This window comes from Enterobacter sp. AG326, from assembly GCF_004362415.1.
Lineage (GTDB): Bacteria > Pseudomonadota > Gammaproteobacteria > Enterobacterales > Enterobacteriaceae > Enterobacter > Enterobacter asburiae.
The window spans coordinates 35,276-58,274 of the sequence record NZ_SNXG01000006.1 but is presented as its reverse complement, the minus strand read 5'-3'; the positions used below and the strand labels follow the sequence as shown (position 1 = coordinate 58,274).

Annotated in this window: 20 protein-coding genes, 1 tRNA gene and 1 pseudogene; 18 read left to right on the top strand and 4 right to left on the bottom strand. The window is 47.0% G+C overall.

From position 1 onward, the window contains the following. Positions 1–13: 13 nt before the first annotated feature. The 5 genes and pseudogenes from DFO52_RS17475 to DFO52_RS17455 all read left to right on the top strand — a co-directional run bounded on the left by DFO52_RS17475 (position 14) and on the right by DFO52_RS17455 (position 4,523). A complete protein-coding gene (locus tag DFO52_RS17475; protein WP_047648611.1) occupies positions 14–1,945 on the top strand; it encodes a GGDEF domain-containing phosphodiesterase in 1,932 nt (643 codons plus the stop codon). A gap of 63 nt (positions 1,946–2,008) precedes the next feature. Continuing rightward, the gene (catA, locus tag DFO52_RS17470) at positions 2,009–2,686 is read left to right on the top strand and encodes a type A chloramphenicol O-acetyltransferase (RefSeq protein ID WP_047648612.1); all 678 of its coding nucleotides are present in this window, start codon (positions 2,009–2,011) and stop codon (positions 2,684–2,686) included. A gap of 407 nt (positions 2,687–3,093) precedes the next feature. Next, a complete protein-coding gene (locus tag DFO52_RS23125) occupies positions 3,094–3,453 on the top strand; it encodes a hypothetical protein (protein WP_166642368.1) in 360 nt (119 codons plus the stop codon). Between the two features lie 79 nt (positions 3,454–3,532). Further along, positions 3,533–3,697: pseudogene (locus tag DFO52_RS23325) on the top strand (phage polarity suppression protein); the annotation flags it as partial. A gap of 400 nt (positions 3,698–4,097) precedes the next feature. Next, a complete protein-coding gene (locus DFO52_RS17455; protein WP_133550852.1) occupies positions 4,098–4,523 on the top strand; it encodes a zincin-like metallopeptidase domain-containing protein in 426 nt (141 codons plus the stop codon). Between the two features lie 121 nt (positions 4,524–4,644). Here DFO52_RS17455 and DFO52_RS17450 read toward each other — a convergent pair whose 3' ends face one another. Beyond that, positions 4,645–5,916: a hypothetical protein gene (locus tag DFO52_RS17450; RefSeq protein WP_050583705.1), complete on the bottom strand. Its 1,272-nt coding sequence runs from the start codon at positions 5,914–5,916 to the stop codon at positions 4,645–4,647. A gap of 397 nt (positions 5,917–6,313) precedes the next feature. Here DFO52_RS17450 and DFO52_RS17445 point away from each other — a divergent pair, with 397 nt between their 5' ends. The 12 genes from DFO52_RS17445 to DFO52_RS17390 all read left to right on the top strand — a co-directional run bounded on the left by DFO52_RS17445 (position 6,314) and on the right by DFO52_RS17390 (position 18,552). Further along, a complete protein-coding gene (locus DFO52_RS17445) occupies positions 6,314–7,369 on the top strand; it encodes a phosphotransferase (RefSeq protein ID WP_133550851.1) in 1,056 nt (351 codons plus the stop codon). Between the two features lie 23 nt (positions 7,370–7,392). Continuing rightward, positions 7,393–8,331 (top strand): U32 family peptidase, encoded by a 939-nt coding sequence (locus DFO52_RS17440; RefSeq protein WP_196760027.1) that lies wholly within the window; start codon positions 7,393–7,395, stop codon positions 8,329–8,331. Between the two features lie 13 nt (positions 8,332–8,344). Then, a complete protein-coding gene (locus DFO52_RS17435; protein ID WP_029739717.1) occupies positions 8,345–9,121 on the top strand; it encodes a hypothetical protein in 777 nt (258 codons plus the stop codon). Between the two features lie 17 nt (positions 9,122–9,138). Further along, complete coding sequence (locus tag DFO52_RS17430) at positions 9,139–10,110, top strand: NAD(P)-dependent oxidoreductase (RefSeq protein ID WP_166642370.1); 972 nt, start codon at positions 9,139–9,141, stop codon at positions 10,108–10,110. Beyond that, a complete protein-coding gene (locus DFO52_RS17425) occupies positions 10,107–11,258 on the top strand; it encodes an aminotransferase class I/II-fold pyridoxal phosphate-dependent enzyme (protein WP_208110476.1) in 1,152 nt (383 codons plus the stop codon). The genes DFO52_RS17430 and DFO52_RS17425 overlap by 4 nt, the downstream gene beginning before the upstream one ends. A 12-nt stretch (positions 11,259–11,270) precedes the next feature. Next, entirely contained in the window at positions 11,271–12,323 is a 1,053-nt protein-coding gene (locus DFO52_RS17420; RefSeq protein ID WP_166642369.1) for a nucleoside-diphosphate kinase, read from the top strand. Then, positions 12,316–13,026 carry an iron-containing redox enzyme family protein gene (locus DFO52_RS17415; RefSeq protein ID WP_029739713.1) on the top strand — a complete coding sequence of 237 codons (711 nt, stop codon included), beginning with the start codon at positions 12,316–12,318 and terminating at the stop codon, positions 13,024–13,026. The genes DFO52_RS17420 and DFO52_RS17415 overlap by 8 nt, the downstream gene beginning before the upstream one ends. A 14-nt stretch (positions 13,027–13,040) precedes the next feature. Continuing rightward, entirely contained in the window at positions 13,041–14,099 is a 1,059-nt protein-coding gene (locus tag DFO52_RS17410) for a M14 family metallopeptidase (protein WP_133550849.1), read from the top strand. Continuing rightward, positions 14,096–15,277, top strand: a complete 1,182-nt coding sequence (locus DFO52_RS17405) for an MFS transporter (protein WP_029739711.1) — start codon at positions 14,096–14,098, stop codon at positions 15,275–15,277. The genes DFO52_RS17410 and DFO52_RS17405 overlap by 4 nt, the downstream gene beginning before the upstream one ends. Then, complete coding sequence (locus tag DFO52_RS17400; protein ID WP_121930938.1) at positions 15,267–16,382, top strand: nucleotidyltransferase family protein; 1,116 nt, start codon at positions 15,267–15,269, stop codon at positions 16,380–16,382. The genes DFO52_RS17405 and DFO52_RS17400 overlap by 11 nt, the downstream gene beginning before the upstream one ends. 187 nt (positions 16,383–16,569) lie before the next feature. Next, a complete protein-coding gene (locus DFO52_RS17395; RefSeq protein ID WP_121930937.1) occupies positions 16,570–17,919 on the top strand; it encodes an iron-containing redox enzyme family protein in 1,350 nt (449 codons plus the stop codon). A 6-nt stretch (positions 17,920–17,925) separates the two neighbouring features. After that, a complete protein-coding gene (locus tag DFO52_RS17390) occupies positions 17,926–18,552 on the top strand; it encodes a histidine phosphatase family protein (RefSeq protein WP_133550848.1) in 627 nt (208 codons plus the stop codon). 435 nt (positions 18,553–18,987) lie between these two features. On the opposite strand, the gene DFO52_RS17385 is transcribed toward DFO52_RS17390, so the two are convergent. From DFO52_RS17385 to proB, 3 genes are all read right to left on the bottom strand, one after another. Continuing rightward, a tRNA-Thr gene (locus DFO52_RS17385) sits at positions 18,988–19,063 on the bottom strand. 111 nt (positions 19,064–19,174) lie between these two features. Continuing rightward, positions 19,175–20,428: a glutamate-5-semialdehyde dehydrogenase gene (proA, locus tag DFO52_RS17380; RefSeq protein ID WP_059347788.1), complete on the bottom strand. Its 1,254-nt coding sequence runs from the start codon at positions 20,426–20,428 to the stop codon at positions 19,175–19,177. A gap of 11 nt (positions 20,429–20,439) precedes the next feature. Continuing rightward, positions 20,440–21,543, bottom strand: a complete 1,104-nt coding sequence (gene proB / locus DFO52_RS17375; RefSeq protein WP_008501877.1) for a glutamate 5-kinase — start codon at positions 21,541–21,543, stop codon at positions 20,440–20,442. Positions 21,544–21,847: 304 nt separating this feature from the next. On the opposite strand from proB, the gene phoE reads away from it, so the two are divergent. Then, on the top strand, positions 21,848–22,900 hold the full coding sequence (gene phoE / locus DFO52_RS17370; protein ID WP_024909471.1) for a phosphoporin PhoE: 1,053 nt from the start codon (positions 21,848–21,850) through the stop codon (positions 22,898–22,900). The last annotated feature ends 99 nt before the right edge of the window (positions 22,901–22,999 follow it).

Sequence of the window (22,999 nt, the reverse complement as noted above, 5' to 3'; positions counted from 1 at the left end):
TCAGGAGAACATAATGAACAGGATACTGGTTGGTATCATTTTTTCTCTTTTTATCACGACAGGATATATTGCATTCCTTGTTTACGATCGACAGCAGGAATTGCAAAAACTGACTCAATACACCGAGTCCTGGTCCGTGGCACAACTGGTATCAGAGTATTACCGTTTTGAATCATGGCTTGGTCTATACGCAACCGATACCGATGACGTTACGATAGACCAGGTCCGCATGCGTCTCGAAATTATGCTCAGCCAGAGCGATTTAATGAAGGGTGGAGATTTAGGTCGCTATATTGACAGCGATAAAGCGCATCAGGAGCTTGCTTTGCGCTTAGAGAAAATACTGACCTATCTGGATAGCCATCTTGAAAAAATGAGCCATCCAGAGTTACAGGCATACCTGACAAATATGCATGATCTCGACGCGCCGCTGAGCCAGCTTTCTGCAACGGCACTGACGAAAGATATTAACACGGTTAATGAATCCAACCATAAAATACAGATCCTTTACTATATTTACTCCGCACTTTCATTACTCCTGGTGATATTAAGCTTTATTCTTGGTTTCTTAATGATCTACCAGAATAAAAACATTCTCAAAGCACACATGCAGGTTAAAAGCCTTGCTGACGAACTGCAGATATCAAAAGAAACGCTGCAAATTCAAAACTCGAAGCTTGAGTATGATGTTTATCATGACTCCCTCACCGGCATGAAAAACCGCCTTTTCTTCTGGGACGATCTCAACAAAATTAATCTTCAGGCAGATAAAAACCACATCCCCGTCACGGTGATGTTATTTGATTTAGACCGGTTCAAAGAGGTCAACGATACCTATGGCCATGATGCCGGAGATTTGCTGTTGAATCAGGTATCCAGACGCCTCACCTCAATGAGCAGCGCCACGGATACATTTTACCGTTTGGGCGGAGACGAGTTTGCCCTTCTGTCCAGTGGGCTCACCGAAACAGCAGCCGTTTCGCGCGCCAAAGAAATCAGCGAACACATCAGCCAGCCCTATACGATTAATAACCAGCTGATAAAAATCGCCACCTGCGTGGGTATCGTATTATCTGATAATGAGCGGCGCTCTGATTATCTTTATAAATTTGCCGATCTGGCGCTCTACGAAGCCAAAAAAGAGGGTTCACAGCAGATAAAAGTTTTCCGTCAGTGGATGCTGCAAAAGTTACAGGAAAGCCGAACCCTTGAACATGATATGGCACTGGCGATCGATAACCATGAATTCGTTGTTTATTACCAGCCTATTGTCGATTCATTCAGCAATGAAATTTACGGCTATGAAGCGCTTATTCGCTGGATACACCCGGTGAAGGGGATACTGTCACCCGATTACTTTATTTCTGTCGCTGAAAAAACGGGGATGATCAACCAGATCGGCAAAAATGTGCTTGAGCTTGCCTGCCGGGAAGCGGTTTCCTGGGCGGTTCCGGCAAGGATCTCTGTGAACGTCTCACCTGTTCAGCTGGGCACGAAATCATTTACGGCGATGGTACAGTCCATCCTGAAGGAGACTGGACTTCCGGCAAACCGTCTTGAATTAGAGGTTACGGAGTCATCGCTCTTCAGCGACAGCAACACGCCGCTCACTATTCTCAAAAAGCTGAGAACGCTGGGTGTAAGAATTTCAATCGATGATTTCGGAACGGGTTATTCGTCGCTCTCACGTCTGAGTGAACTGAATTTTGACAAAATTAAAATCGACAAATCCTTTGTGAACCCGATATCCACGCAGGATGATGCCCTTAATATCGTTAAATTGATAACCGGCATGGCGAAGAGCCTCAATATGAGGGTAATTGCAGAAGGTGTTGAAACCGAAGCGCAGCTTGAACGTCTTCAGGCGCTTGGCTGCGATCTCGTGCAGGGATATCTGTTCGGAAAACCACAGGCTGAGATTGACAGGAAGATTAGATACGGTTGAAATGGTTGCGCGGCTTTTTCTGGCCCAAAACCCTTTAGGCGATTGATAATCAAAGGTTAAACAATGAAAAAAACAGCCCCGGAATATACGCCTGTTGATTTATCTCGTTGGGCCAGGAAGGAGCATTTTGAAGTATTCCAGTCATTTGCCGAGTGTACAATTAACCAAACGGTTCTGATCGACATCACCGCGCTGCGAAAGCATATCAAAAATGTCGGCTGGAAGTTTTACCCAACGATTATTTTCCTCCTCTCTAAAATCATGAACCGGCATCCGGAATTCCGTATGGCCATGAAGGACAATGAGCTTGTCATATGGAATGAAATTCATCCAAGCTATACCATTTTCCACCCTGAAACAGAGACCTTTTCGTCATTGTGGAGCCACTTCGACGGCAATATTCAGCACTTCCAGAACACCTATGCAGAAGACGTTGCGCGCTATGGCAATAACCTTTCTTACTGGCCTAAGGAAGAGTCCCGGGAAAATGTCTTTTTCGTATCGTCTATTCCCTGGGTAACGTTTACGAACTTTACTATGAACATTGCGCACATGAAGAACTTCTTTTCCCCTATGTTCACGTTTGGAAAATACTACGAACAGGATGGGAAAGTGTTGTTGCCTATGGCGGTGCAGGTACATCACTCGGTATGCGATGGTTTCCATGTGGCAAGGATGTTTAATGAGTTGCAGGAGTTGTGTGATGAGTTACCAAACCAATCTGGGGAAGTTAATGGTTGACTCACCAAATGTCTCTTTGAAAAGGAAATTTGAGGAACGTTTTATAAAATGATGCAATAACGGGGGTCGAACCAAGTCGGTATAATCCAATACTTTGTAGGTGTTTGATTACTCGGCCGTCTCCTCTGGACCAATTTTATTCAGCACCAGACCGTTGTCGAGCGTGATCACGTCCCGTTTATTCACGCTGGTAGCCATCTGTTGCCGATTGCTGCATGACGTCGAGACATTCGGAGTTAGAGATATTACTGCACCCGACACTTTCGATGATATCAGGAAAGGTGTCGACACCGACGCGCTGATTTTAAATGATTAAGTATCAGGTCGGCACCGGAAACTAACGCTATGGTAAATCACCGCCTTTTAACAAGACGATTGCATGGTCAAGGTGCTTGTAGAGTTTATACATGAAGATTGCTAAGCTCACTCGCCGCTGCATTACCACCGAGCTGCTGCGCGGTCTGATGGAATCCCTCGATATTGCCGTGATAGATCCCGCCCGTGGCCAGCAGTCGACCTGCAGTTTTGCTGTTGATGGTTTTTGCGGCCTGGGCATGTTGGGCCGGTGCCGCCTGGCGGACCTGATATCGCGGGAGTTTCAACTGCCGGGACAGAATGTATCGGAGTCGGATTTGAAGGGACAGAGGCAGGTCATTGCGAAGGTCACCGGATGTCGTCAGCACGCCCGAAATGGCATGGCCGGCTGTGTGGCTGTAAGCAACGGGTTCTGCACGCTGAGAAGAAAGCACACTGCTTGCGGAAGATGACAGACAGCCCACATTAGCGCCCCATCCGAACGCAATGGATGGCGAAAATCTGTCGGTTGTCGAACCACGGACCGGGCAGGCCGAACAGGCATACCGCAAACAACCTGCAGGTAGCGGCCGGAGTCTGCAAACGCTGCGTAAAATTATCGACGTGAAAAAGTGGGAAATAAATCAGGCTGCCGGGCGAGATATTCGCTCGCATGAGGGGATGCAGCGCATCGGCATAGTGTTTAAAAGCAGGTTGAAACAGTGCGATAGCATGAACATAACAAACAACATAAAACCATTGATAAACATGCATTTTTCTTGTTTCATCTTTATAAGCCCCCCCTTTTGTGCCCCCATCTTGTTTTTTATGCGTTCACAGACCGTACAAATCTTCTCGGCTCTTAAATTCCACCTCACTGCCGCGATCGGCTAAGAACAATATGACTTACTTCCCGATACGAATGCTCTCCTGGCATGAAGGATATCTGTAACGGTCAAATATGGCACTTGTACGGTATCTCGATAGTCATTGCCAGAGGTCTGGCGAATCAGTAAGCATTATAGGACGTTCTGCTTCTCGATGCGCTTCCGCAGACGCACATCACATTTGACCCGCTATCGCAGGTGGTGGCCCTGATAAAGCGTACCGGTGCGAAATGATGGAAAGAGTACGCTCGGCGTTTTACCGGCCTGCGGCGGATGAGACCGTCTTATCGGCTCGGTTTCGCTTCAAAAAGGCAGATAATTTCTACGCCACCACACTACATGAGCTGGTTCACTGGGCGGGAGCGGCGCACAGATTAAATCTTATTCATCCTATCCGCTTCGAATCAGAGGAATATGCTTTTAAAGAACTGATTGCCGAGCTGGACTGTGCATTTTTAATAGCCGACTTAGGCGTGACGGGGGAAATGCAGCATGAGCGCTATCATGCGCCATGGCTGATTTCCTGTATCCTTTTTGTAATAAATGTAGAGTTCCACCTGAACAACAGACCGGCTGCGCGGTGTATTGATCCCCTGCGCGCTGAAGGAAAACTGATCCTGCAGCACCCAACGTTCAGCTCCATTAACTGCGTATAGACAAAATTTAACGCAAGTGTAATAGGTGGAAAGTATGCGCCTCTCCTGAGTTTGACAATGTAAATATGCTGCCTGGGTAGCTGCGACAGGTCATTTACAAACAAGCAATTCACTACATGCCTTATGGCAACTCTTTTGCCCCAGCAAATACAAGGTCGCGTGATGCTTCTGCGATGCGGATCCCCTCATTGAATTTTGCACTCCGCTCAGCGCGTGCCAGCGAACCGATTTTGAACTGACCAACCCCCAGGCCTACCGCAAGGTGCATTACAGCTGTATCCTCGCTGTCAATAGAGCGCCCTGCCATGATGGCTCCCCAGCCTTTGCTTCGCGCATGACTTAACGCCGAAATCGTCTTTGTTAAGGTGCCAGACTTTGCCGGCTTGATCATGATGGCATTGCACAGTAAAGCTGCATCCTCGGACTGCACCAGTCGCGGATCGGAATCCAACAGATCGTCGCTGATAATTTGTACTTGCTTGCCTGACAGCTGCATCAACTTACGATATCCCGCCCTGTCTTCTACCGCCAGCGGGTCTTCAAGTGACATGATCGGAAATTCTTTGATCAACGAAGTCAATGTTGCAATGTAGTCATCTGAAGTCTGACCGCTACCTTCATTTCCGTTCAGCCAGTAATGGCCTGTCTCGTAAAAACCATCTGCTGCGAAATCGATTGCTATGCCAATATCTTTACCAGCCGTAAGACCCGAATGCGCAATGGCTTCGCTTACCATCTCTAAAGCATGGCGAAAATGGTCGTAGCTTGGCCAAAGCCCCCCTTTTTCACAGAGCCCTGTGGGTTTTCCTGCCTTCACCAGCTGATTTTTAATACGCTGAAATATTTCTGCCCCGATGCAGAGTGCATGCTGATAGTTTTCTGCGCCGGGGGCAATCACCATTACATCCTGTACTGTTGAAGCATAAGATGCATGAGCACCACCGCCGAATATTTCAATTTCTGGCAACGGCATAACGGGTTCAATATATTCTTGTTGAATGTATTTCCATAACGGAATGGCATAATACCTGGCAGCAAGGTCCGCAACCGCAATAGAAATTGCTGCAGTGTCAGCATGCGAGAGTTTATTATTTTGTGTACTTAAGCTCAAAATAGAGTCAATGATAAGTTGGTCGTCGATACGCTGTCCCAGCAACTGCGGGGTGAGTATTTTGTCAATGTATTGGATTTTAGAATCCAGCATTTTATGTAAGTTGGTGCATATGTTTTCGCTATTTAATATTGGGTCAACATAACCACCTGACAGACCCGACTGCGTTATAGCTCTGGCTGAGATCCGTTTATCAATAAAAACCTCAATCTCAAGCGCGGGCAAGCCTGAAGAACTCCAGACCTTACGTGCTATTAATGCAGTGATAGCTGTTTTCACCATGGCTATTGGTCTCGTTGTAACTTGCGGTTAGATAAGTAAGTTCATATGGGAAATGTTTGCCAAAAGAATGCTAAAAGAAAAAGGCTATTAGTCAAAAGATTAATACCTATGAAAATTAGGAGGGTCCCATTAACACCAGAGTTAAAGTGATTATGTTCACATTTAATTTCATAATTAAAAATTATGACCAAAATATATCTTTTAAAAAAATCATAAAAAACAGCTGGCTGCATTTGCCCCCTACTATTTTTGGCATAAGACAATTCTTAAGTTTTTTTTGCACTTTAAAGAAATGTAAATAAAATGCTTTACATGTTAAATATCACCTTGTAGATTCAAATTCGCTCACTGATACAGCTTGTAAATAACAAACGCCAAAATCCAACCGGACAACGTTATGGCTCTAATGGATACCGATATGCCATTTCCCCAGGCTGGGGGAATTGTAGAAATTGATTCTGATGAAGTTGATTACGTGCTTGAGTTAATGAATGGCACTGGCATTGAATTGTTTTCCAGCCAAAATGTAAGACGACTTCAGGGAGGCGTTTCCTCCGATGTATGGCTTATGGATTGCCTGCAAGGGAATAATCTTAAGCGTTATGTTATTAAACAGCCTTTAGCAACATTACGGGTTCAGAAGAACTGGTCAGCCCCGCTAAAACGAGCATTTTATGAGAATTTATGGCTGGAAATGGCCAGCCGTGTGTCAGCGGAAAGTGTTCCTCACGTTTATTATTTTGATGAAAAAAAACCGCTGTTAGTGACGCAGTACATAGACGTTACTGAAGCTGAAGTCTGGCAAAGGCAGCTGTTCTCTGGGCGGTTCGACTTGCTATTTGTTCAACAATTAGGTGAGCAAATTGCCATTTTTCACGAGATGACGGCAGGTAGCCAGAATTATGCCAGAGAGTTTAATAGTGCTGACATTTTACGTGCGACGCGCATTGAGCCATATATCTTTGCACTGATCGACACATTTCCAGACGTAAGTGAACGCCTCGTTGAGATTGGCGAGTCGGTTCTGGCGAATCGTATCTCGGTGATACATGGGGATTTGAGTCCAAAAAATATTCTTAATCGTGATTCGAAACCCGTTTTTTTAGATGCAGAATGTGCCTGTTATGCTGATCCGGCTTTTGATATCGCATTTTGTATTAATCATTTGATATTAAAATTTTATCGGTTAGGGGATGCCCGTTTTATCTTGATGTCCAGACTGCTTGCTACGTCATATCTGCAAAAAGTGAACTGGGAAGATCGTACGGGACTTGAGAAACGGATAGCGGCACTCATTCCAGTACTGATGCTGGCAAGAATTGACGGGAAGTCAACGCTGCACTATCTGAATGAGTGCCATAAAAAAACAATTAGAAAGAAAGCCCTTAACCTTTTAACTAAGAATCTGTTTTCTCTTGATTTCATTTTTAACGAAGTAGCATTCACACATTAGTTTTCATACAGGAAGGATTAAATATGAGCTTAAAACGTAGTGCTGATAAAGCGCGGACTATTCTCCGTGATAATGGTTTTCCTTTTTCTGATGATGTGACCTTAGAGCCTTCGGGGCGTTCATTTCCGAAGGGGGGGCAATATGGTGTAGAAATACCTGCAGTCAATAATCTGATGATGCTGGAAACAATAGTCTCGGCACTGCGCGAAAGCGAAATCTATTGTACCCGGTTTAATGAAACGCATGGCTCTTTTTTGCGTTCCGACCGTGAAATTAAAGAAATGCTACAACTGTGTCATGAAAATAACTATGGCATGCTCTTCGGTCTGGGACCGCGCCCGGAATATGATGTTAAGTCCTCTTTTTACCGTACCGAGTTCGGAATGGAACAGGGTCGCCAGCTCAATAACAATGATGCCATTTCGCACTCCATTGAAGAAGCGCTGCGCTTGAGTGAGCTGGGCTGCCGTGGCCTCATCGTTTACGATCCGGGTGTGCTGTTTATTCTTAATGAGCTTCGTAAAAAAGAGATCCTGCCTGCAAATATGAAGTTTAAAACGTCCTCACATTGCATGGTAACCAACGCTATTATTGCTCGTCTGATGGCTGATGCGGGGGCTGACAGTATTACTACAGCCCATGATCTTTCTCTCGCTACGATGTACGAAATCCGACGTTTCAACCCGGACCTGGTGATTGATATTCCGATTGATGTCTATGCATCAAAAGGTGGGTATCTGCGTTTCTATGAAGTGGGTGAGCTGGCTCAGATTGCTGCCCCGATGTATCTGAAAGTCGGCGCGAGCGCTCAATCCCATCCTTATGACAGCGTTGGTGCGCCGGTTGCCAAAGAACGTGTGCGTCGCCTGGGCCTGGTACTGGATCATCTTCAGCAGGTTGCACCTGAACTACAAAAGATTGATCACGCAGATCCTACGGTTTGCTTACCACAGCAGATGTAATGGTTGCATCGTAATGAAAGTATCTCATGCCCGCGAGAGCTCCAGCAGTGCTGGGCTCTACGAAATGATGCAAAGAGGATCGGTGTACGTCGACATATTTGGGCCTGAAAAGCCAGGAGCAGACTACATTGAGAAGGCGGTAAGAGAGCTGGCGTTGGCAATGCCACAGCATAAGGTTAACAGTTACTTTATGGCCAAGCCTGAAACCATTGCCAGGACTGATCTGTGCTTATTTTGCTATACAAAAGAGACAAATGAATGTTGTGGTTTTTTAAGCTGCAACGTCGCTGAGATCGCCGGTAAAACATGTATCATGCTTTACACATTGCTGATATCGGAAAAACAACATGGAACTCGCGTCACTTATTCCATATTGCAAAGTCTCTTTTCGACATTGTCTCAAAAAATAGGCCTGGATTATGAGTATATTATTTTGAAAACCGTTAACCCTCGTTCTTTCAAAATACTTGCTTCTTTTTCAGACATTCAAAATTCTGCTTTCTTTCCGCAGATACTACTGAGCAATGATAACGAACTGGCTGACTTCTCTATACAACTGGCTAACTATCTGCATCCTGGATTTAGATATAATAAAAAAAATGGTGTGATATATAACGCAAGTGGTGAAGTGCCTGATGATTTCTATCAACAAATGCCACAATGCCGTGATGCTGTTGTTAATGAGTTTTTCTCCGCCAACCTGACACTGTCAGACCGGATGATCTGTATATTGCATCTTTCTGATGCTAATGCGAGAGCACAGCTATACAGCCGATTCAAAGTCATATAATGATTTTTGGAGAGCGAGTGAAAATTTTTTTCTTTGGAAATATGGCCTGCTACTTGAGCCGCCAGATGCATTTGTGTGCAGAAAAGCACGTTATGACCTTTTTGGATGAGTCTGCGACAGACGCGGAGATTGCCTCTCATTGCCAGAATACAGATATTTTAGTATCCATGGTATTTGATCAGCGTTTTGTAACCAGTAGTCTTAAAAAGGTTCTTGTTCCTGGAATTGGCGTTGATAAAATTAATTTTTCACAATTACCTGAGAATGTTGAGGTTTTAACTTGTGCAGCACACGAGATGGCCGTATCGGAATATATTCTCAGTTACGTCATCTCATATTTCCGAGAACTGGATAGTATTGGGGAAAGGTTTAAATCCAGCTATGACTGGCGGGATTGTTCACGGCTGGGAGGCATTGCGCGAAAACAACTCAATGAACTCACTGTTGGTGTTATCGGTGGTGGGAGAATTGGTCGCAAGGTGATTGAGGTTTTTTCGTTCTTTGGCTCATCCTGTCGCTGCCTGACTCGTTATCCATACGAAACCTCAGGTTCAGTTTTATTTTTCCCACGAACTGAACGGGATGACTTTATCCGGGGATGTGATGTCGTAATTGTCGCTTGTGGTGTTAATAAAGATACCCAAAATATTATTGACCAGCACGCCATCACTATGATGGAGCCGGATACATTACTCATTAATATCGCCCGGGCTGAATGTGTAAATTATGAGGCCCTGGCCGCTGCCTGCCACGACAGAAAAATCGGCCGAGCTGTCATCGATGTATGGCAGTTTTATCCTCAAAAAGGAGACCAGGCATTAAGACCATCAGCGGCAGATTTTAGACAACTCGATAATGTCGACATGACTCCACATATTTCGGCCTGGACCAGAAAGGTCATCGCCGATCGGGCCGCGATCCTTGCGCGTTATATCAATGAGGAGTCGTGCAATAGTGCTGAAGACGTATTACAGGAGAACCAGGCGTGAAATCTTTATCCCAACGTTCAGATATCTCACCTTTTGTTGTTATGGACGTTATGCAGGCAGCTGCCGAACGTGAGGCCCACGGCAAGATCGTATGGCACCTCGAGGTGGGGCAGCCTGGTACCTCCGCCCCGGCCCCCGTCATTGAGGCATTAAAAACCGCATTACCGCAACAGACGCTGGGTTATACGGTCGCTGCAGGGCTGAGTGCACTGCGTGAAAATATTTCTCAGCATTATGCTGATTTTTACGGGATCTCAGTCCCAGCTGAAAACATTATTGTCACCCCGGGCTCATCGGCTGCGTTTATCCTGGCATTTTTGTCAGGCTTTGACAAAGGGGATCGGGTTGCTGTACCGGTTCCGGGCTACCCCTGTTATCGCAACATTTTATTAGCACTAGATTTAATCCCGGTTGATATTCACGTCACCGCGGAGACTGATTATTTGATTACTGCGCGTCATCTCAGGGACCTGACGGAGCCGGTTGACGGAATCATTGTTTCATCACCGAATAATCCTACCGGTACCATGTATGACGCTGCTGTGCTGGATGAACTGGCGGTGTATTGTGATAGTAACGCTATTACTCTGATTTCAGACGAAATTTATCATGGTATTACTTTCGGTACTAAAGCAACCAGCGCACGTCAATATTCCGAGAAAGCGATTGTGGTCAATAGTTTTTCAAAATACTTCTCGATGACAGGCTGGCGCATTGGCTGGATGATTGTACCGGATAACTGGCTGCGAACCGTTGAACGACTGATCCAGAATCTGTTTATCGCTACCTCAACGCTGAGCCAAGTGGGCGCCATTCACGCTTTTAAAGCGTATCAGCTTATGGACGAATATGTATCCGGATATCAACAAAGAAGAGATATTCTGTATGCAGCATTGAAAGAGTGTGGATTACAAAACATTACCTACCCTCAGGGGGCTTTTTATATCTACGCTGATGTATCACATTTAACCCATGACAGTGTGGCTTTCTGTAAACAGTTACTTGAGGAAACGGGAGTTGCCATCACTCCGGGTGTTGATTTCGACCCTTATAATGGACACAAATTCATTCGTTTTTCCTTTGCTGCAGATTTAGCGACGATAACCTCAGCATCTGAGATTCTTATTTCCTGGTTCAGTCGGAGGTAAGTGATGTCCTTAATGTATAATACCGGTGAAGATATTATTGATGAGGTTGGTCATGATAGTTGGGAAGGTTTAACTGTCATGCCCGAGAAAAAAACATTTTATTCTCGAGATGTATACTTCAGGGAAGCCTGGAGTGACGCGCGGAAGGTTTTTGGTGAAAATACCGTCTCTTTTTTGCAAAATATTGCTGTTCTGGTATTCAAACCCGATGCATTCATGGCAAGGAAATGTCAGGCTGCGCTTGATTATTTGCAGCGCCAAAACTTTACGCCGATTACATGGCGAGAGTTTCGCTATAATCACTGGACAATGCGAGAAGATTGGCGCTATCAGCTGAATCAGTTTTCACTGGACCGAATTTTTCTTAATGAAAAGCTGCTTACCAGTGACGACTGCACTATGGTTGTATTTCGTGATAATAGCCAGAAGCGTGAGTTGCCGGGCACGGTACGCCTTCAGTCCCTGAAGGGAAGTTCTTTACCAGAATTACATAAGCCAGAGCAGTTACGAGCGATTTTGAAGAGTCATAATCGTTTATTTAAATTTGTCCATACCACAGATGAGCCCGCTGATATTATCAGGGAATCTGGAATACTGTTTAGTTCAGAGGAACGCCACAATTTTTTTCAGGAGATTGTTGATAACTTTCATGAAAATAAATCGGCACAACTTGCTGATTATTTGGATGGAAAAACATCACGCTTTTCTGAAAATGATTTCAACTGGCCCACTGCGCTGGAAGAACTACGATCTTCAGTCAGCACTTGCCCGTTTCCGAAAGAGGCTAACCTATTGCTTGCTGACATTGAACAGTGGCTTTTGCATGGCATGCCCGCGGGTAAAGCGTTATCCGTGAGGGAACTGGAGAACAAGCTTCACAAGCTTGATATCCACCTCAGCAATGTTGCATTCATGATTATTTGTACCAACTTGATTCATCACAGTTACTCGCTGGAGTTTGCATTAATGCGGGGTGATGGACTTGATGACTGGCTTGCAGGTAAAGGTAAACACGTTCCATTCAACAGTTCAATGCGTAACACGACTGAGGGGTTTTATGAGTAATAATCATAGTGAATTCAGACAGCGGGTCGATAAATTTATTGCAGATCGTGTAAATAAATTTCTTACTACTGTGCCTGGCGCATCACACCAGAAAGACGCCAAAAATATTAATCTCGAATATTACAAACGTAATTTAATTGAAATAATTCTGCGTTTACGGATGAAGCGCACGATTGATGGTTTAACTATTCATTATTTTACAAAAACCGATCCGCGACTTGCCAAACGCTGGTGCGAGTATACGGGTGATGAAATGCTACATGACTCCATGTTTGCTGCTGATTTGAAGAAAGTTGGTGTGTCACCAGATGAGATTTATTCAACCGAGCCACTTTTATCCACAAAGTTGCTTCAGGGATATTTCTATTACGGTCTTGAACATGAAGGTCGCCCGTTAGCATCACTCTGCAGTTCGTATTTTATTGAATCAGCATCTGAAAAAACGCAACCCGATATTATTGACAATATTGAGCAGGTTATGGGCAAAGAGTATGTCAGAGGTCAGCGCGCACATGTTGATCATGACGATGATGATGATCATGTCGACTTTGTCTGGGATGTGTTGGTCAAAACAGCGAATCTTCCTGAAGATGAAGAGAAGATCCTTTCGCATATTGATAATGTCTACAAGCTTTTCGTTATGTATTACGAAGAGCTCTATCATCTGACCTTTGATAAATCTGATATCGATAATGTGGCCTGATGGAGTGATGTAACATGAGCATGTATACCGAAAGCAGAGCGCAATTTAGTCGTCTTGCGCAGCAACGTGGAGTAGAAGTAACACAGATCCCCGTGACACTGGGGCAAGACGGTAGTGCTCTTCATTTAACGTATACGGTGCTCGGTGATCTTCAGGCGAAAACCTGCATTGTTGTTTTTTCTGGTGTGCATGGCGTTGAGGGACTACCTGGTGCACTTATACAGGAAACCCTTCTCAGGGATTTCCCAACGCCAAAACATATTGCGATTTGCCTGGTGCATGCCGTCAATCCCTGGGGTATGCATGAGCTTCGGCGAGTGAATGAGACAAATATCGATCTCAACAGAAATTTTATTGGTGGGTCTGTTCCCCAGCGCAACAGGGATTATGATCGCGCGCGTGAAATAATTTGTCCTGCTGGCTCTGAGCTACCCGACCAGTCGCAGCTTCGATCAAAGTTGCTTGAATGGATTACACACGACGGGCTTCAACGTGTACAGTCGGTGATCACCAGCGGGCAGTATCATCACCCTGAAGGACTCTTTTATGGCGGGGATAAGATCACGCCGAGCCAGATCGCTGTACGCGAAGTATGCCTGACATTATCCCGCCAGTTCCGTCATTTTCTGGTGCTCGATATTCATACGGGGCTGGGTGAAAAGGGACAACTAAGTATCATCCGTGAAGGTGGACGGGGTATCGGCAAAGAGCCTGTTCTCGCTCAGGCCATTAATTACGCCAGCCATAATGCGGTTTCCTCTCTACTCCAGGGCACGCTGACCGGCTATGTCGATAGCCTTTTTCCTGGCGGGCGGGCAGAAGGTTATGTTCTGGAGTTAGGTACCAGTCCAGCGCTGGAAGTCATGATCGCGATGCAGCGTGAGAACTGGTTATGGCAACGGCAGATCAGTTCCGGACCACAATACGACAAGGTTCGAGAGGAATTTCGCGAGGTATTTTTCCCGTCGGATCCTCAATGGCTGGCACTGGCCAGAGAAGCTATTTACCAGACGGTAGAGGGAGCCATCAAAGTTCTGAATGCTTCTTGCCCGGTGCAGGAGGTATCTTCATGACCCGGCTACTCTTGCAATTTACCTATTCCAAAATTATCGCTGTCGGCCTCTCGGTGCTGATTCCCATTTTTCTTGCTCAGCAGATTGCCGATGCTGATGTCTTTGCCACTTACCGTGCGATGGAATACGTTCCTTATATTGTGGTTGGTATTATTGTTGGGGCATCAATTGATTCCTGGGGGGCGGGGATCATTATGCGCTGGAGTCTTTATCTCCATATACTCCCGCTGGGGTTGATGGTCCTGGTCTATAACAAATGGTTACCTATACAGGCGCTTTATGTCGCGCTATTTATTATGTCGGCTGTTGCCTACAGCGTCTCTGCAGGGACTAGCCGTACTGCTTATGATGTGCTGCCAAAAGAAAAATGGGGCGATTTTAATACGAGAACATCACTGTTTGAACAAATTGTTACCGTCGTTATTCCCCTTGCAATGGGGTGGGCGCTAACCTGGTCTTTGCAGTGGACGCTGTTTCTGCTAATTGGTTTCTCTTTTGGGGTGTCGCTGATTACCCCACGTTATGAAAAAAGGGAAAGCGTGCACCAGCCCTGGTATTCGCTGTTTTTCGTACGTGTTAAGGAAGGAATTAAGGCATTCAGAGCGAACCGTGCTTTGATGCATCTCTCATTTATTATTTTGCTCGTGAATGCTGTCGAAACTGTGCCAGCAACACTGATGGTTTTTTACGCTACCCATGAGTTGAAGCTGAGTGCTCTTGATACCGGGAGTATCATTACAGCAGCAGGGGTGGGGGGCATTGTCGGGGCATGGCTGTTAGGTTTTATCAGTAAAAGGCCCTCAATGCTGCTGGGGCTTCTGGTTGCGTCAATGCTCATCAACGCACTGCTCTATTTTCTTGTTTATGAACTAAACAGCTACCCTGTACTGGTGATTTCAATGTTCATCGAATCACTATCGATAGTGATTTCAGCGGTCTCATTTCGAACATTACGCCAGCTCTGTTCTGATCCTGCCAGCTATGGGACCACGCTAGGTATCTCAGGGGCTCTTGTTAAAAGTGGGATTCCTGTCGCGACCTTGATTGGTGGGTATATAGCCTGGCGGATGGGGGTACGGCAGGTCTATCTACTCACAGCAGTCGTTGAGTTAGTGTTAACTGTTCCCGTTACCTTATGGGCACTGAAATCACACAGGGAGTCTGTCTATGAAATTTAATAAAGAATTATTGAGCTTCTACGATTATTTCAGTCAGTATCTTATTTCTGGTCGCGATGCTGTATTACCGTCTATCGGTGAAGAACACTGGGAAGAGCTGTATCGAAATAAATTACTTTATGCCTGGCTTGAATTTTGGTGCAAAGAAAATACACTTTCTTCATGGGCACAAAAAAGACTGGATATTTATCGTAAAAAAAGCTTGCTGCATGAGAAATTACTTGCAAGACTAACACAGAAATGTAAGTCTGATTCTTTGATAACCCTTAAAGGGGAAAGCTTTAAGCATTTTTATCCTCAAGGATTTCAGCGTGAATCTCGCGATGTTGATATCTTATATAAAAATGAAAAAGATTTTATCGAGGCACATGATTATCTATTGTCTCTTGGCTTCAAAGAAATGTTTGTCTGGGTGCGGAAAACGAATAACAGCATTGCAAGTTCTGCCAAGTTTCGACTGAGGAATAATGCTGGCGAACGTGCTCTTGATGATGTATATGTTGAGATTCATTTTAATGCATTTCCTGTGTCAAATTTTTCAAATTTATATTTTAATCAATTATACGTCTTGACAGAAGCAATGAGATTAGTTGTATTATTGATTGCTGAATTTACTTTCCGTGATGGTGTGACTAAAAAATTCACATTGCGTGACATGATGGATGTAAAGCTGACGTTTAATCTGATAAAAAGAGAGGAATGGGATTCTTTAAGCAACTTATTAAAACAGGCTAAACTTGAAGCGCCGTTATTATTGCTGGCTGATTTTTGGCAACAGGAAATCCATGAGTTAATGCCTCCTCTTCTGGCATGGCTGCATGAGCAATACCACGCGGTACGCTGGGATGGGCATTATTCTATTATTGAACATCAATCATGGCCTTATCAGCAACAGTCTGGGATGGCTCGTCAGGATTTCGATGAACTGGTACAGCTTCACGGCTTGCTTTACGATTCACCGAGGCAGACGACAAGAAAATACTCCACCGAAGAAATGACGCAGTGGATGGAAAAAGGAATGCCTGTTGTTGCTAAATATGAGCCAGCGAATGCAGGTTTCACGTTTCTGGAACGTTATAAAATTTGTGACCGTTTTATTTATTAGTTTTGGGTATTTAACCCGAAAATCGGTGTATGAAAACAGGCCCTCTTCGAGGATTATTAACCTTCAACAAGGAGACTAACATGAAAGTTACTCGTCGTGTTATTCCAGTAATGAACGCTCGTCTGTAATAGATCAAACCAGGCACTCTGTTTCGATAGAGTGCCTTTACTTTTTTGAGGGTTTCTTTATGATTTATCAAAACAATCCATGCCTCGCAAAAGATATCACCTTTCGACTCGATCGCCAGCAAGTTATTTTTATTACTCCCAGCGAGAGTTTTACCATTGATTTTGAGAATGAAATAATGGCCCAGGCCGCCGGAGATATTCTTAAACATTTGACGGATGCTGATATTAATGTTCCAGCGCTGAATGAAAGGCTGGGTTCGGCAATGCAGCCATATACGGTTAATGATTTTCTCTCTATGCTCGATGAGCAACATCTACTTTCTGACGCTCAATCTGTAAATGACGTCATTTCAGGCAAGGCGTTTATCTGTGAGATTGAGAATTATTATTACAATATTGTTTTACCTGCTTTTGAACAGGATGAATTTAGCCGCAAAGTATTCACCAAAACTATAGACGACGCGGCGTTAAAGCGCTGGTCCGTTGAATATTACCATGTCACTCGGGCTGCAGAACGGGTACTTACCGCATCTTTGCGCGACTATGGTAATGACGACCTGACGATGGCGATCCGTGACTTCTTCTTTGATGAAGTCGGTCATGAAAAATTACTGCGCCGGTCGTTACTGGGTTTTGGGATGAGCGACGAGGAAATTGAATCTACCAGTCCTCATCTCTGCACTGAGGCTACAATGGCCATGTTACTCAAAGCGGCTCATTTTCATTTGCCGACCTTCGTCACGCTGGTGGCACTGATGGAAGGAACCAGTGAGGAAAGTCAGGCCTATATTGACGTACTGGAGAACTCCGGTCTCGCTCCAGAAGCAATACGTAGCCAGATAGTCCATGAGAAGATTAATATTGAAGGTGAGCATGGTAATGAAGGGCGCGAAATTTTCTCGCATATTAATGCTCTTAGCGTAAATGATTTAGTTATTGCCAAGAAAGCTGTCCGTGAATTTTATGCTATACGCCGGGCTATTACACCCTGGCTCTTAGGCGGCATTAGCTTTGCCGGCGTGGATAAGGTGCTTTTCCTGGAAACACTGAGTGAAATGCTTCCTCAGTTGAAAATGAGCACATTACCGATTGCAATCCCCAGAGCCACGCTGTCACAAAGTGATAAGCTGGTGAAGACGCTGTGCACGCTTAAGCAACTTCCAGTGGTTGAATTTGATATCAATAAAGACGAAGAGTTGTTAATGCTAATGCTGGAGAATGTTCTCTGGAAAACCGCCTGTACAGATCTTGCTCGTTATACGAATACGCTTGAATGGCTTGAACAGCTCGTTCAGGGTACCGTTTCGGACTACCGTGAAGAGGATATCATTGGGTCAATCTGGAATGCATGGCATGCCTTGCCATCATTGCCTCTTGTGGATGCAGGCCAGCTACTGGAGCAATTGTAATTTCTGATGAAAGTGATTTTAGTGCGGCATGCAGAAACAGAATGGAATCAGCACGGTGTTGTCCAGGGACACAAGGATAGCCCGTTGACTGCCCGCGGCACGCTGGAAACATCGGCATTACTGACGGCTTTAACGGATGCTGCTTATCCGGTGGAATGTGTCTTTACTTCACCTCTTGGACGCGCGTGGAAAATGGGTCAGGCACTGGCGGGCCATTTTCAGTGCCCGCTGGTGATCGAAGAGGCCCTAAAAGAACAGTCATTTGGTCAATATGAAGGTATGACGAAGGCACAATTAGAGCAGGAATATCCGAGTCAGTTTCTCGCGTTATTTTCACAGAATGCCGCGTTTTGTCCTCCTGGCGGCGAGTCGCTTGCCCACGCTTCTCAGCGTATTATCCATTTTTTGCACGAGAAGATGGCAACCACAACGCATCAGACGTTCTGTGTTGTCACTCACGGACATGTCATGCAGGGTATGCTTGCGTTGCTTAAAGAGGGCAACATCGATCATTTCAACCGCTACGCACAACCGAACGCGAGTTATACCGTGCTGGAGGCGGGCGGAGAGGAGGATATGACCCTCCGTTGGGGGATCGCTTCCCATTTGCTTAAGCTGTCCAGTGCTGAGTGAGCAAATGGGGAAAGACAAGCGCGGTGCGCCAGTATCTGAGAGACGGTTAAGCGTCACCGAATCCTGCTCTCTGGCTGCTTGTAAAAGATAAGCGTGTACGACAGCAATATCAGCAACGCGCGTTGCCCGGTTTCCTGGCCCATTCCGCAGCACAACGCGGCAGGCTCCGCCAGAACATCACCCAGGGTATGGCTTATTGAATGCCTGCAGTGTGCTGACGCGGGGCAGTGCCCGCTTGCGCCAGCTATCGGCATAGACTCCCTCGCCGATCATGGTCTCAAATATCGCCGGAATCACCCGGTCCTCATTCAGGATGATCGTCACGATGTCGTGATTGCGCGTGGCGGCAAGTTGATATCAGGAGATAAGATGCGGCCAGAAAGCGCAGTATACGGGCTTTTAGTTGATTTCGGTAGATTTGGGAAAAGTTTGAAATGGTGCCGATAATAGGAGTCGAACCTACGACCTTCGCATTACGAATGCGCTGCTCTACCAACTGAGCTATATCGGCCCTGAGAGGCCGGTTACGAGCGTAACCACGGGGCAAAAGGTTAGATCTATCCGGGTGATGCGTCAATGCCCTTTTGAATCAAACGGCTATTTTTGCATCACCCGTGATTATTTACGCACGAATCGTATCGTCACCGAAGCCGATCCACTTGTACGTGGTCAGCGCTTCCAGCCCCATCGGACCGCGCGCGTGCAGTTTCTGCGTGCTGACCGCCACCTCAGCGCCGAGGCCGAACTGGCCGCCGTCGGTGAAGCGGGTGGAAGCATTCACATACACCGCAGAGGAATCCACTTCGTTCACGAAGCGATCGGCATTGCGCAAGGTGCGCGTCAGGATCGCGTCAGAATGCTGCGTGCCGTGTTCACGAATGTGCGCAATGGCGTCGTCGAGATCGGCAACAATTTTCACGTTCAGATCCAGTGACAGGAACTCATCGTCGTACTGTTCCGCTTTTACTGGAACAACGTTAGCCGGGCCATCCTTCAGCAGTGCGAGCGCACTGGCGTCAGCATGCAGCGTCACGCCGCTCTCTGCCATCTGTTTGCTCAGGGCAGGCAGGAAGATGTTCGCAATATCCTGATGCACCAGCAGCGTTTCTACGGTGTTACAGGTGCTTGGACGCTGGGTTTTCGCGTTAACGATAATCTTCAGCGCTGGTTCAATCTCAGCGCTGTCGTCGACCACGATATGGCACACGCCGATACCGCCGGTGATCACCGGAATCGTCGACTGCTCGCGGCACAGCTTGTGCAGGCCCGCGCCACCGCGTGGGATCAGCATGTCGATGTATTTGTCCATGCGCAGCATTTCATTGACCAGAGCGCGGTCTGGGCTCTCGATCGCCTGTACGGCCCCCGCCGGTAAGCCACACTCTTCCAGCGCCTGCTGAATGACTTTCACTGTCGCGGCGTTGGTGCGCCATGTCTCTTTCCCACCGCGCAGAATAGCGGCGTTACCGGTTTTCAGGCACAGAGACGCAACATCCACCGTCACGTTTGGACGGGCTTCATAAATAACGCCGATAACGCCGAGCGGCACGCGGCGGCGCTCAAGGCGCAAACCGCTGTCGAGCAGCCCGCCGTCAATCACCTGCCCTACCGGGTCAGCCAGATTGCAGACCTGACGTACATCGTCGGCGATGCCTTTCAGGCGTGCTGGCGTCAGCGCCAGACGGTCGAGCATCGCTTCGCTCAAGCCGTTGCGACGCGCTTCCAGTAAATCCTGCTCGTTGGCGAGCAAAATCTCCTGGGACTGGGACTCCAGATAATCAGCGATTTTTTCCAGCACGCGGTTTTTCTCGCGGCTGGAAAGGAGCGCCAGTTTGTAAGAGGCAGCCTTCGCGGCAGCGCCCATTTGTTCCAGCATGTTCTGGCTCCTTAACGAATAATCATGTCATCGCGATGCACGGCAACCGGACCATATTCATAGCCCAGAATGGCGTCGATCTGCTGCGAGTGGTGACCCGCGATGCGGCGCAGCGCGTCGCTGTTGTAACGGCTTACGCCGTGTGCGATGTCGCGGCCTTCGAGGTTACGGATACGGATCACTTCACCACGGGAGAAGTTGCCTGTCACGCTTTTAATTCCTTTAGGAAGTAATGAACTTCCTCGTTCCAGAATCGCGGCGGTTGCCCCTTCATCGACGACAAGTTCGCCTGCAGGAGGCGCGCCAAAAATCCAGCGCTTGCGGTTTTCCAGCGGGGATTCCTGGGCGTGGAAGCGGGTGCCGACGGAGATGCCTTCCATCACGTCACCAATCACGCCAGGGCGGCTGCCCGCCGCAATGATGGTGTCGATACCGGCGCGGCACGCTACGTCAGCGGCCTGCAGCTTGGTCCCCATACCGCCCGTTCCCAGGCCTGAAACGCTGTCACCGGCGATGGCGCGCAGCGCATCGTCGATGCCGTGAACGTCGGTAATGAGCTCGGCTTCCGGGTTGGAACGCGGATCGGCGGTAAACAGCCCCTGCTGATCGGTCAGAAGCAGTAATTTATCGGCACCGGCCAGAATCGCGGCCAGCGCCGAGAGGTTATCGTTATCACCCACTTTGATTTCAGCGGTAGCAACGGCATCGTTCTCGTTAATGACCGGAACAATATTGTTGTCCAGCAGCGCGCGAAGGGTATCGCGGGCGTTCAGGAAGCGCTCTCTGTCTTCCATATCCGCACGCGTCAGCAGCATCTGCCCGACGTGAATGCCATAGATGGAGAACAACTGTTCCCAGAGTTGAATGAGTCGGCTTTGGCCCACGGCGGCCAGCAGCTGTTTGGAAGCGATCGTCGCGGGGAGTTCGGGGTAACCCAGGTGTTCACGCCCGGCGGCAATCGCCCCGGAGGTCACAATCACAATACGATGCCCTGCGGCATGCAGCTGAGCGCACTGACGTACAAGCTCAACAATGTGGGCGCGATTTAGGCGGCGCGATCCGCCTGTTAAAACACTGGTACCGAGTTTTACCACCAGCGTCTGGCTGTCACTCATGATTCTCTGCCGTTCAACGATAAGGGAAAGTAATGTCGAACGAACGTTTTAACAGGAGTCAGCCCCGTTGCCAACTGCCTTAGCACATCGCGAAACACTTTGTTGCGCGGGATCAGGAAGCCTAGCGGGAAAGTTTGACACTTTTATTACCGAAATAATAAATCACAGTTTTTTAAAATTATTCTTAGTTTGTCATAAAAGTTTCATTCCAGAACGATAAAACCCTTTCTGTTTTTTCACGGGACTTAAGCATGAGCTTATCGTCCAGCGAATTTTTTAGCGCGTTTATAAGACAGGATCGAAAATGAAAAAGAGCACTCTGGCATTAATGGTTATGGGCGTAGTGGCTTCTGCATCCGTTCACGCAGCTGAAGTTTATAATAAAGATGGTAATAAACTGGACGTGTACGGCAAAGTGAAAGCCATGCACTACATCAGTGATGATGCCACCAAAGATGGCGATCAGACTTACGTTCGTTTCGGTTTTAAAGGCGAAACTCAGATTAACGATCAGCTGACGGGCTATGGCCGTTGGGAATCTGAATTTGCAGGTAACAAAGCTGAGAGCGACTCCTCTCAGAAGACGCGTCTGGCGTTCGCTGGCCTGAAGCTGAAAAACTTTGGTTCGCTGGATTACGGCCGTAACCTGGGTGCCCTGTATGACGTCGAAGCATGGACCGATATGTTCCCTGAATTCGGCGGCGATTCTTCCGCACAGACCGATAACTTCATGACCAAGCGTGCTACCGGCCTGGCGACCTACCGCAACACCGACTTCTTCGGCGCGGTTGACGGTCTGGACATGACGCTGCAGTACCAGGGCAAAAACGAAAACCGTGACGCCAAAAAACAGAACGGCGACGGTTTTGGTACCTCTCTGACCTATGACTTCGGCGGCAGCGATTTCGCCGTCAGCGGTGCCTACACCAACTCTGACCGCACCAACGCTCAGAACCTGCTGGCGCGTGGCCAGGGCCAGAAAGCAGAAGCCTGGGCAACCGGTCTGAAATATGATGCGAACGATATTTATCTGGCTGCAATGTATTCTGAAACCCGCAATATGACGCCAATTTCCGGCGGTTTTGCAAATAAAGCGCAGAACTTTGAAGTTGTTGCGCAATATCAGTTCGACTTTGGTCTGCGCCCTTCCCTGGGCTATGTCCAGTCTAAAGGCAAAGATATCGAAGGTATTGGTGACGAAGATCTGGTGAAATATATTGACGTTGGCGCGACCTATTACTTCAACAAAAATATGTCCACCTTTGTTGATTATAAAATCAACCAGATTGACGACAAAAATAAACTGGGCGTGAGCAGCGATGACATCGTTGCACTGGGTATGACCTACCAGTTCTGATGATGCGGAATAAAAAAACCGGCTTGAGGCCGGTTTTTTTGTCGGGGATTAATGCGGTCTGGTGCCCTCACCCCGGCCCTCTCCCACAGGGAGAGGGAG

What these genes read in the sequence shown, in the direction of transcription:
- DFO52_RS17400 (WP_121930938.1), top strand. Translation starts at nt 15,267, where the DNA reads ATGAAATTTAATAAAGAATTATTGAGCTTCTACGATTATTTCAGTCAG.
- proA (WP_059347788.1), bottom strand. Translation starts at nt 20,428, where the DNA reads ATGCTGGAACAAATGGGCGCTGCCGCGAAGGCTGCCTCTTACAAACTG.
- DFO52_RS17405 (WP_029739711.1), top strand. Translation starts at nt 14,096, where the DNA reads ATGACCCGGCTACTCTTGCAATTTACCTATTCCAAAATTATCGCTGTC.
- DFO52_RS17390 (WP_133550848.1), top strand. Translation starts at nt 17,926, where the DNA reads ATGAAAGTGATTTTAGTGCGGCATGCAGAAACAGAATGGAATCAGCAC.
- DFO52_RS17440 (WP_196760027.1), top strand. Translation starts at nt 7,393, where the DNA reads ATGAGCTTAAAACGTAGTGCTGATAAAGCGCGGACTATTCTCCGTGAT.
- DFO52_RS23125 (WP_166642368.1), top strand. Translation starts at nt 3,094, where the DNA reads ATGAAGATTGCTAAGCTCACTCGCCGCTGCATTACCACCGAGCTGCTG.
- DFO52_RS17435 (WP_029739717.1), top strand. Translation starts at nt 8,345, where the DNA reads ATGAAAGTATCTCATGCCCGCGAGAGCTCCAGCAGTGCTGGGCTCTAC.
- catA (WP_047648612.1), top strand. Translation starts at nt 2,009, where the DNA reads ATGAAAAAAACAGCCCCGGAATATACGCCTGTTGATTTATCTCGTTGG.
- DFO52_RS17410 (WP_133550849.1), top strand. Translation starts at nt 13,041, where the DNA reads ATGAGCATGTATACCGAAAGCAGAGCGCAATTTAGTCGTCTTGCGCAG.
- DFO52_RS17455 (WP_133550852.1), top strand. Translation starts at nt 4,098, where the DNA reads ATGATGGAAAGAGTACGCTCGGCGTTTTACCGGCCTGCGGCGGATGAG.
- DFO52_RS17395 (WP_121930937.1), top strand. Translation starts at nt 16,570, where the DNA reads ATGATTTATCAAAACAATCCATGCCTCGCAAAAGATATCACCTTTCGA.
- DFO52_RS17415 (WP_029739713.1), top strand. Translation starts at nt 12,316, where the DNA reads ATGAGTAATAATCATAGTGAATTCAGACAGCGGGTCGATAAATTTATT.
- DFO52_RS17475 (WP_047648611.1), top strand. Translation starts at nt 14, where the DNA reads ATGAACAGGATACTGGTTGGTATCATTTTTTCTCTTTTTATCACGACA.
- phoE (WP_024909471.1), top strand. Translation starts at nt 21,848, where the DNA reads ATGAAAAAGAGCACTCTGGCATTAATGGTTATGGGCGTAGTGGCTTCT.
- DFO52_RS17450 (WP_050583705.1), bottom strand. Translation starts at nt 5,916, where the DNA reads ATGGTGAAAACAGCTATCACTGCATTAATAGCACGTAAGGTCTGGAGT.
- DFO52_RS17445 (WP_133550851.1), top strand. Translation starts at nt 6,314, where the DNA reads ATGGCTCTAATGGATACCGATATGCCATTTCCCCAGGCTGGGGGAATT.
- proB (WP_008501877.1), bottom strand. Translation starts at nt 21,543, where the DNA reads ATGAGTGACAGCCAGACGCTGGTGGTAAAACTCGGTACCAGTGTTTTA.
- DFO52_RS17420 (WP_166642369.1), top strand. Translation starts at nt 11,271, where the DNA reads ATGTATAATACCGGTGAAGATATTATTGATGAGGTTGGTCATGATAGT.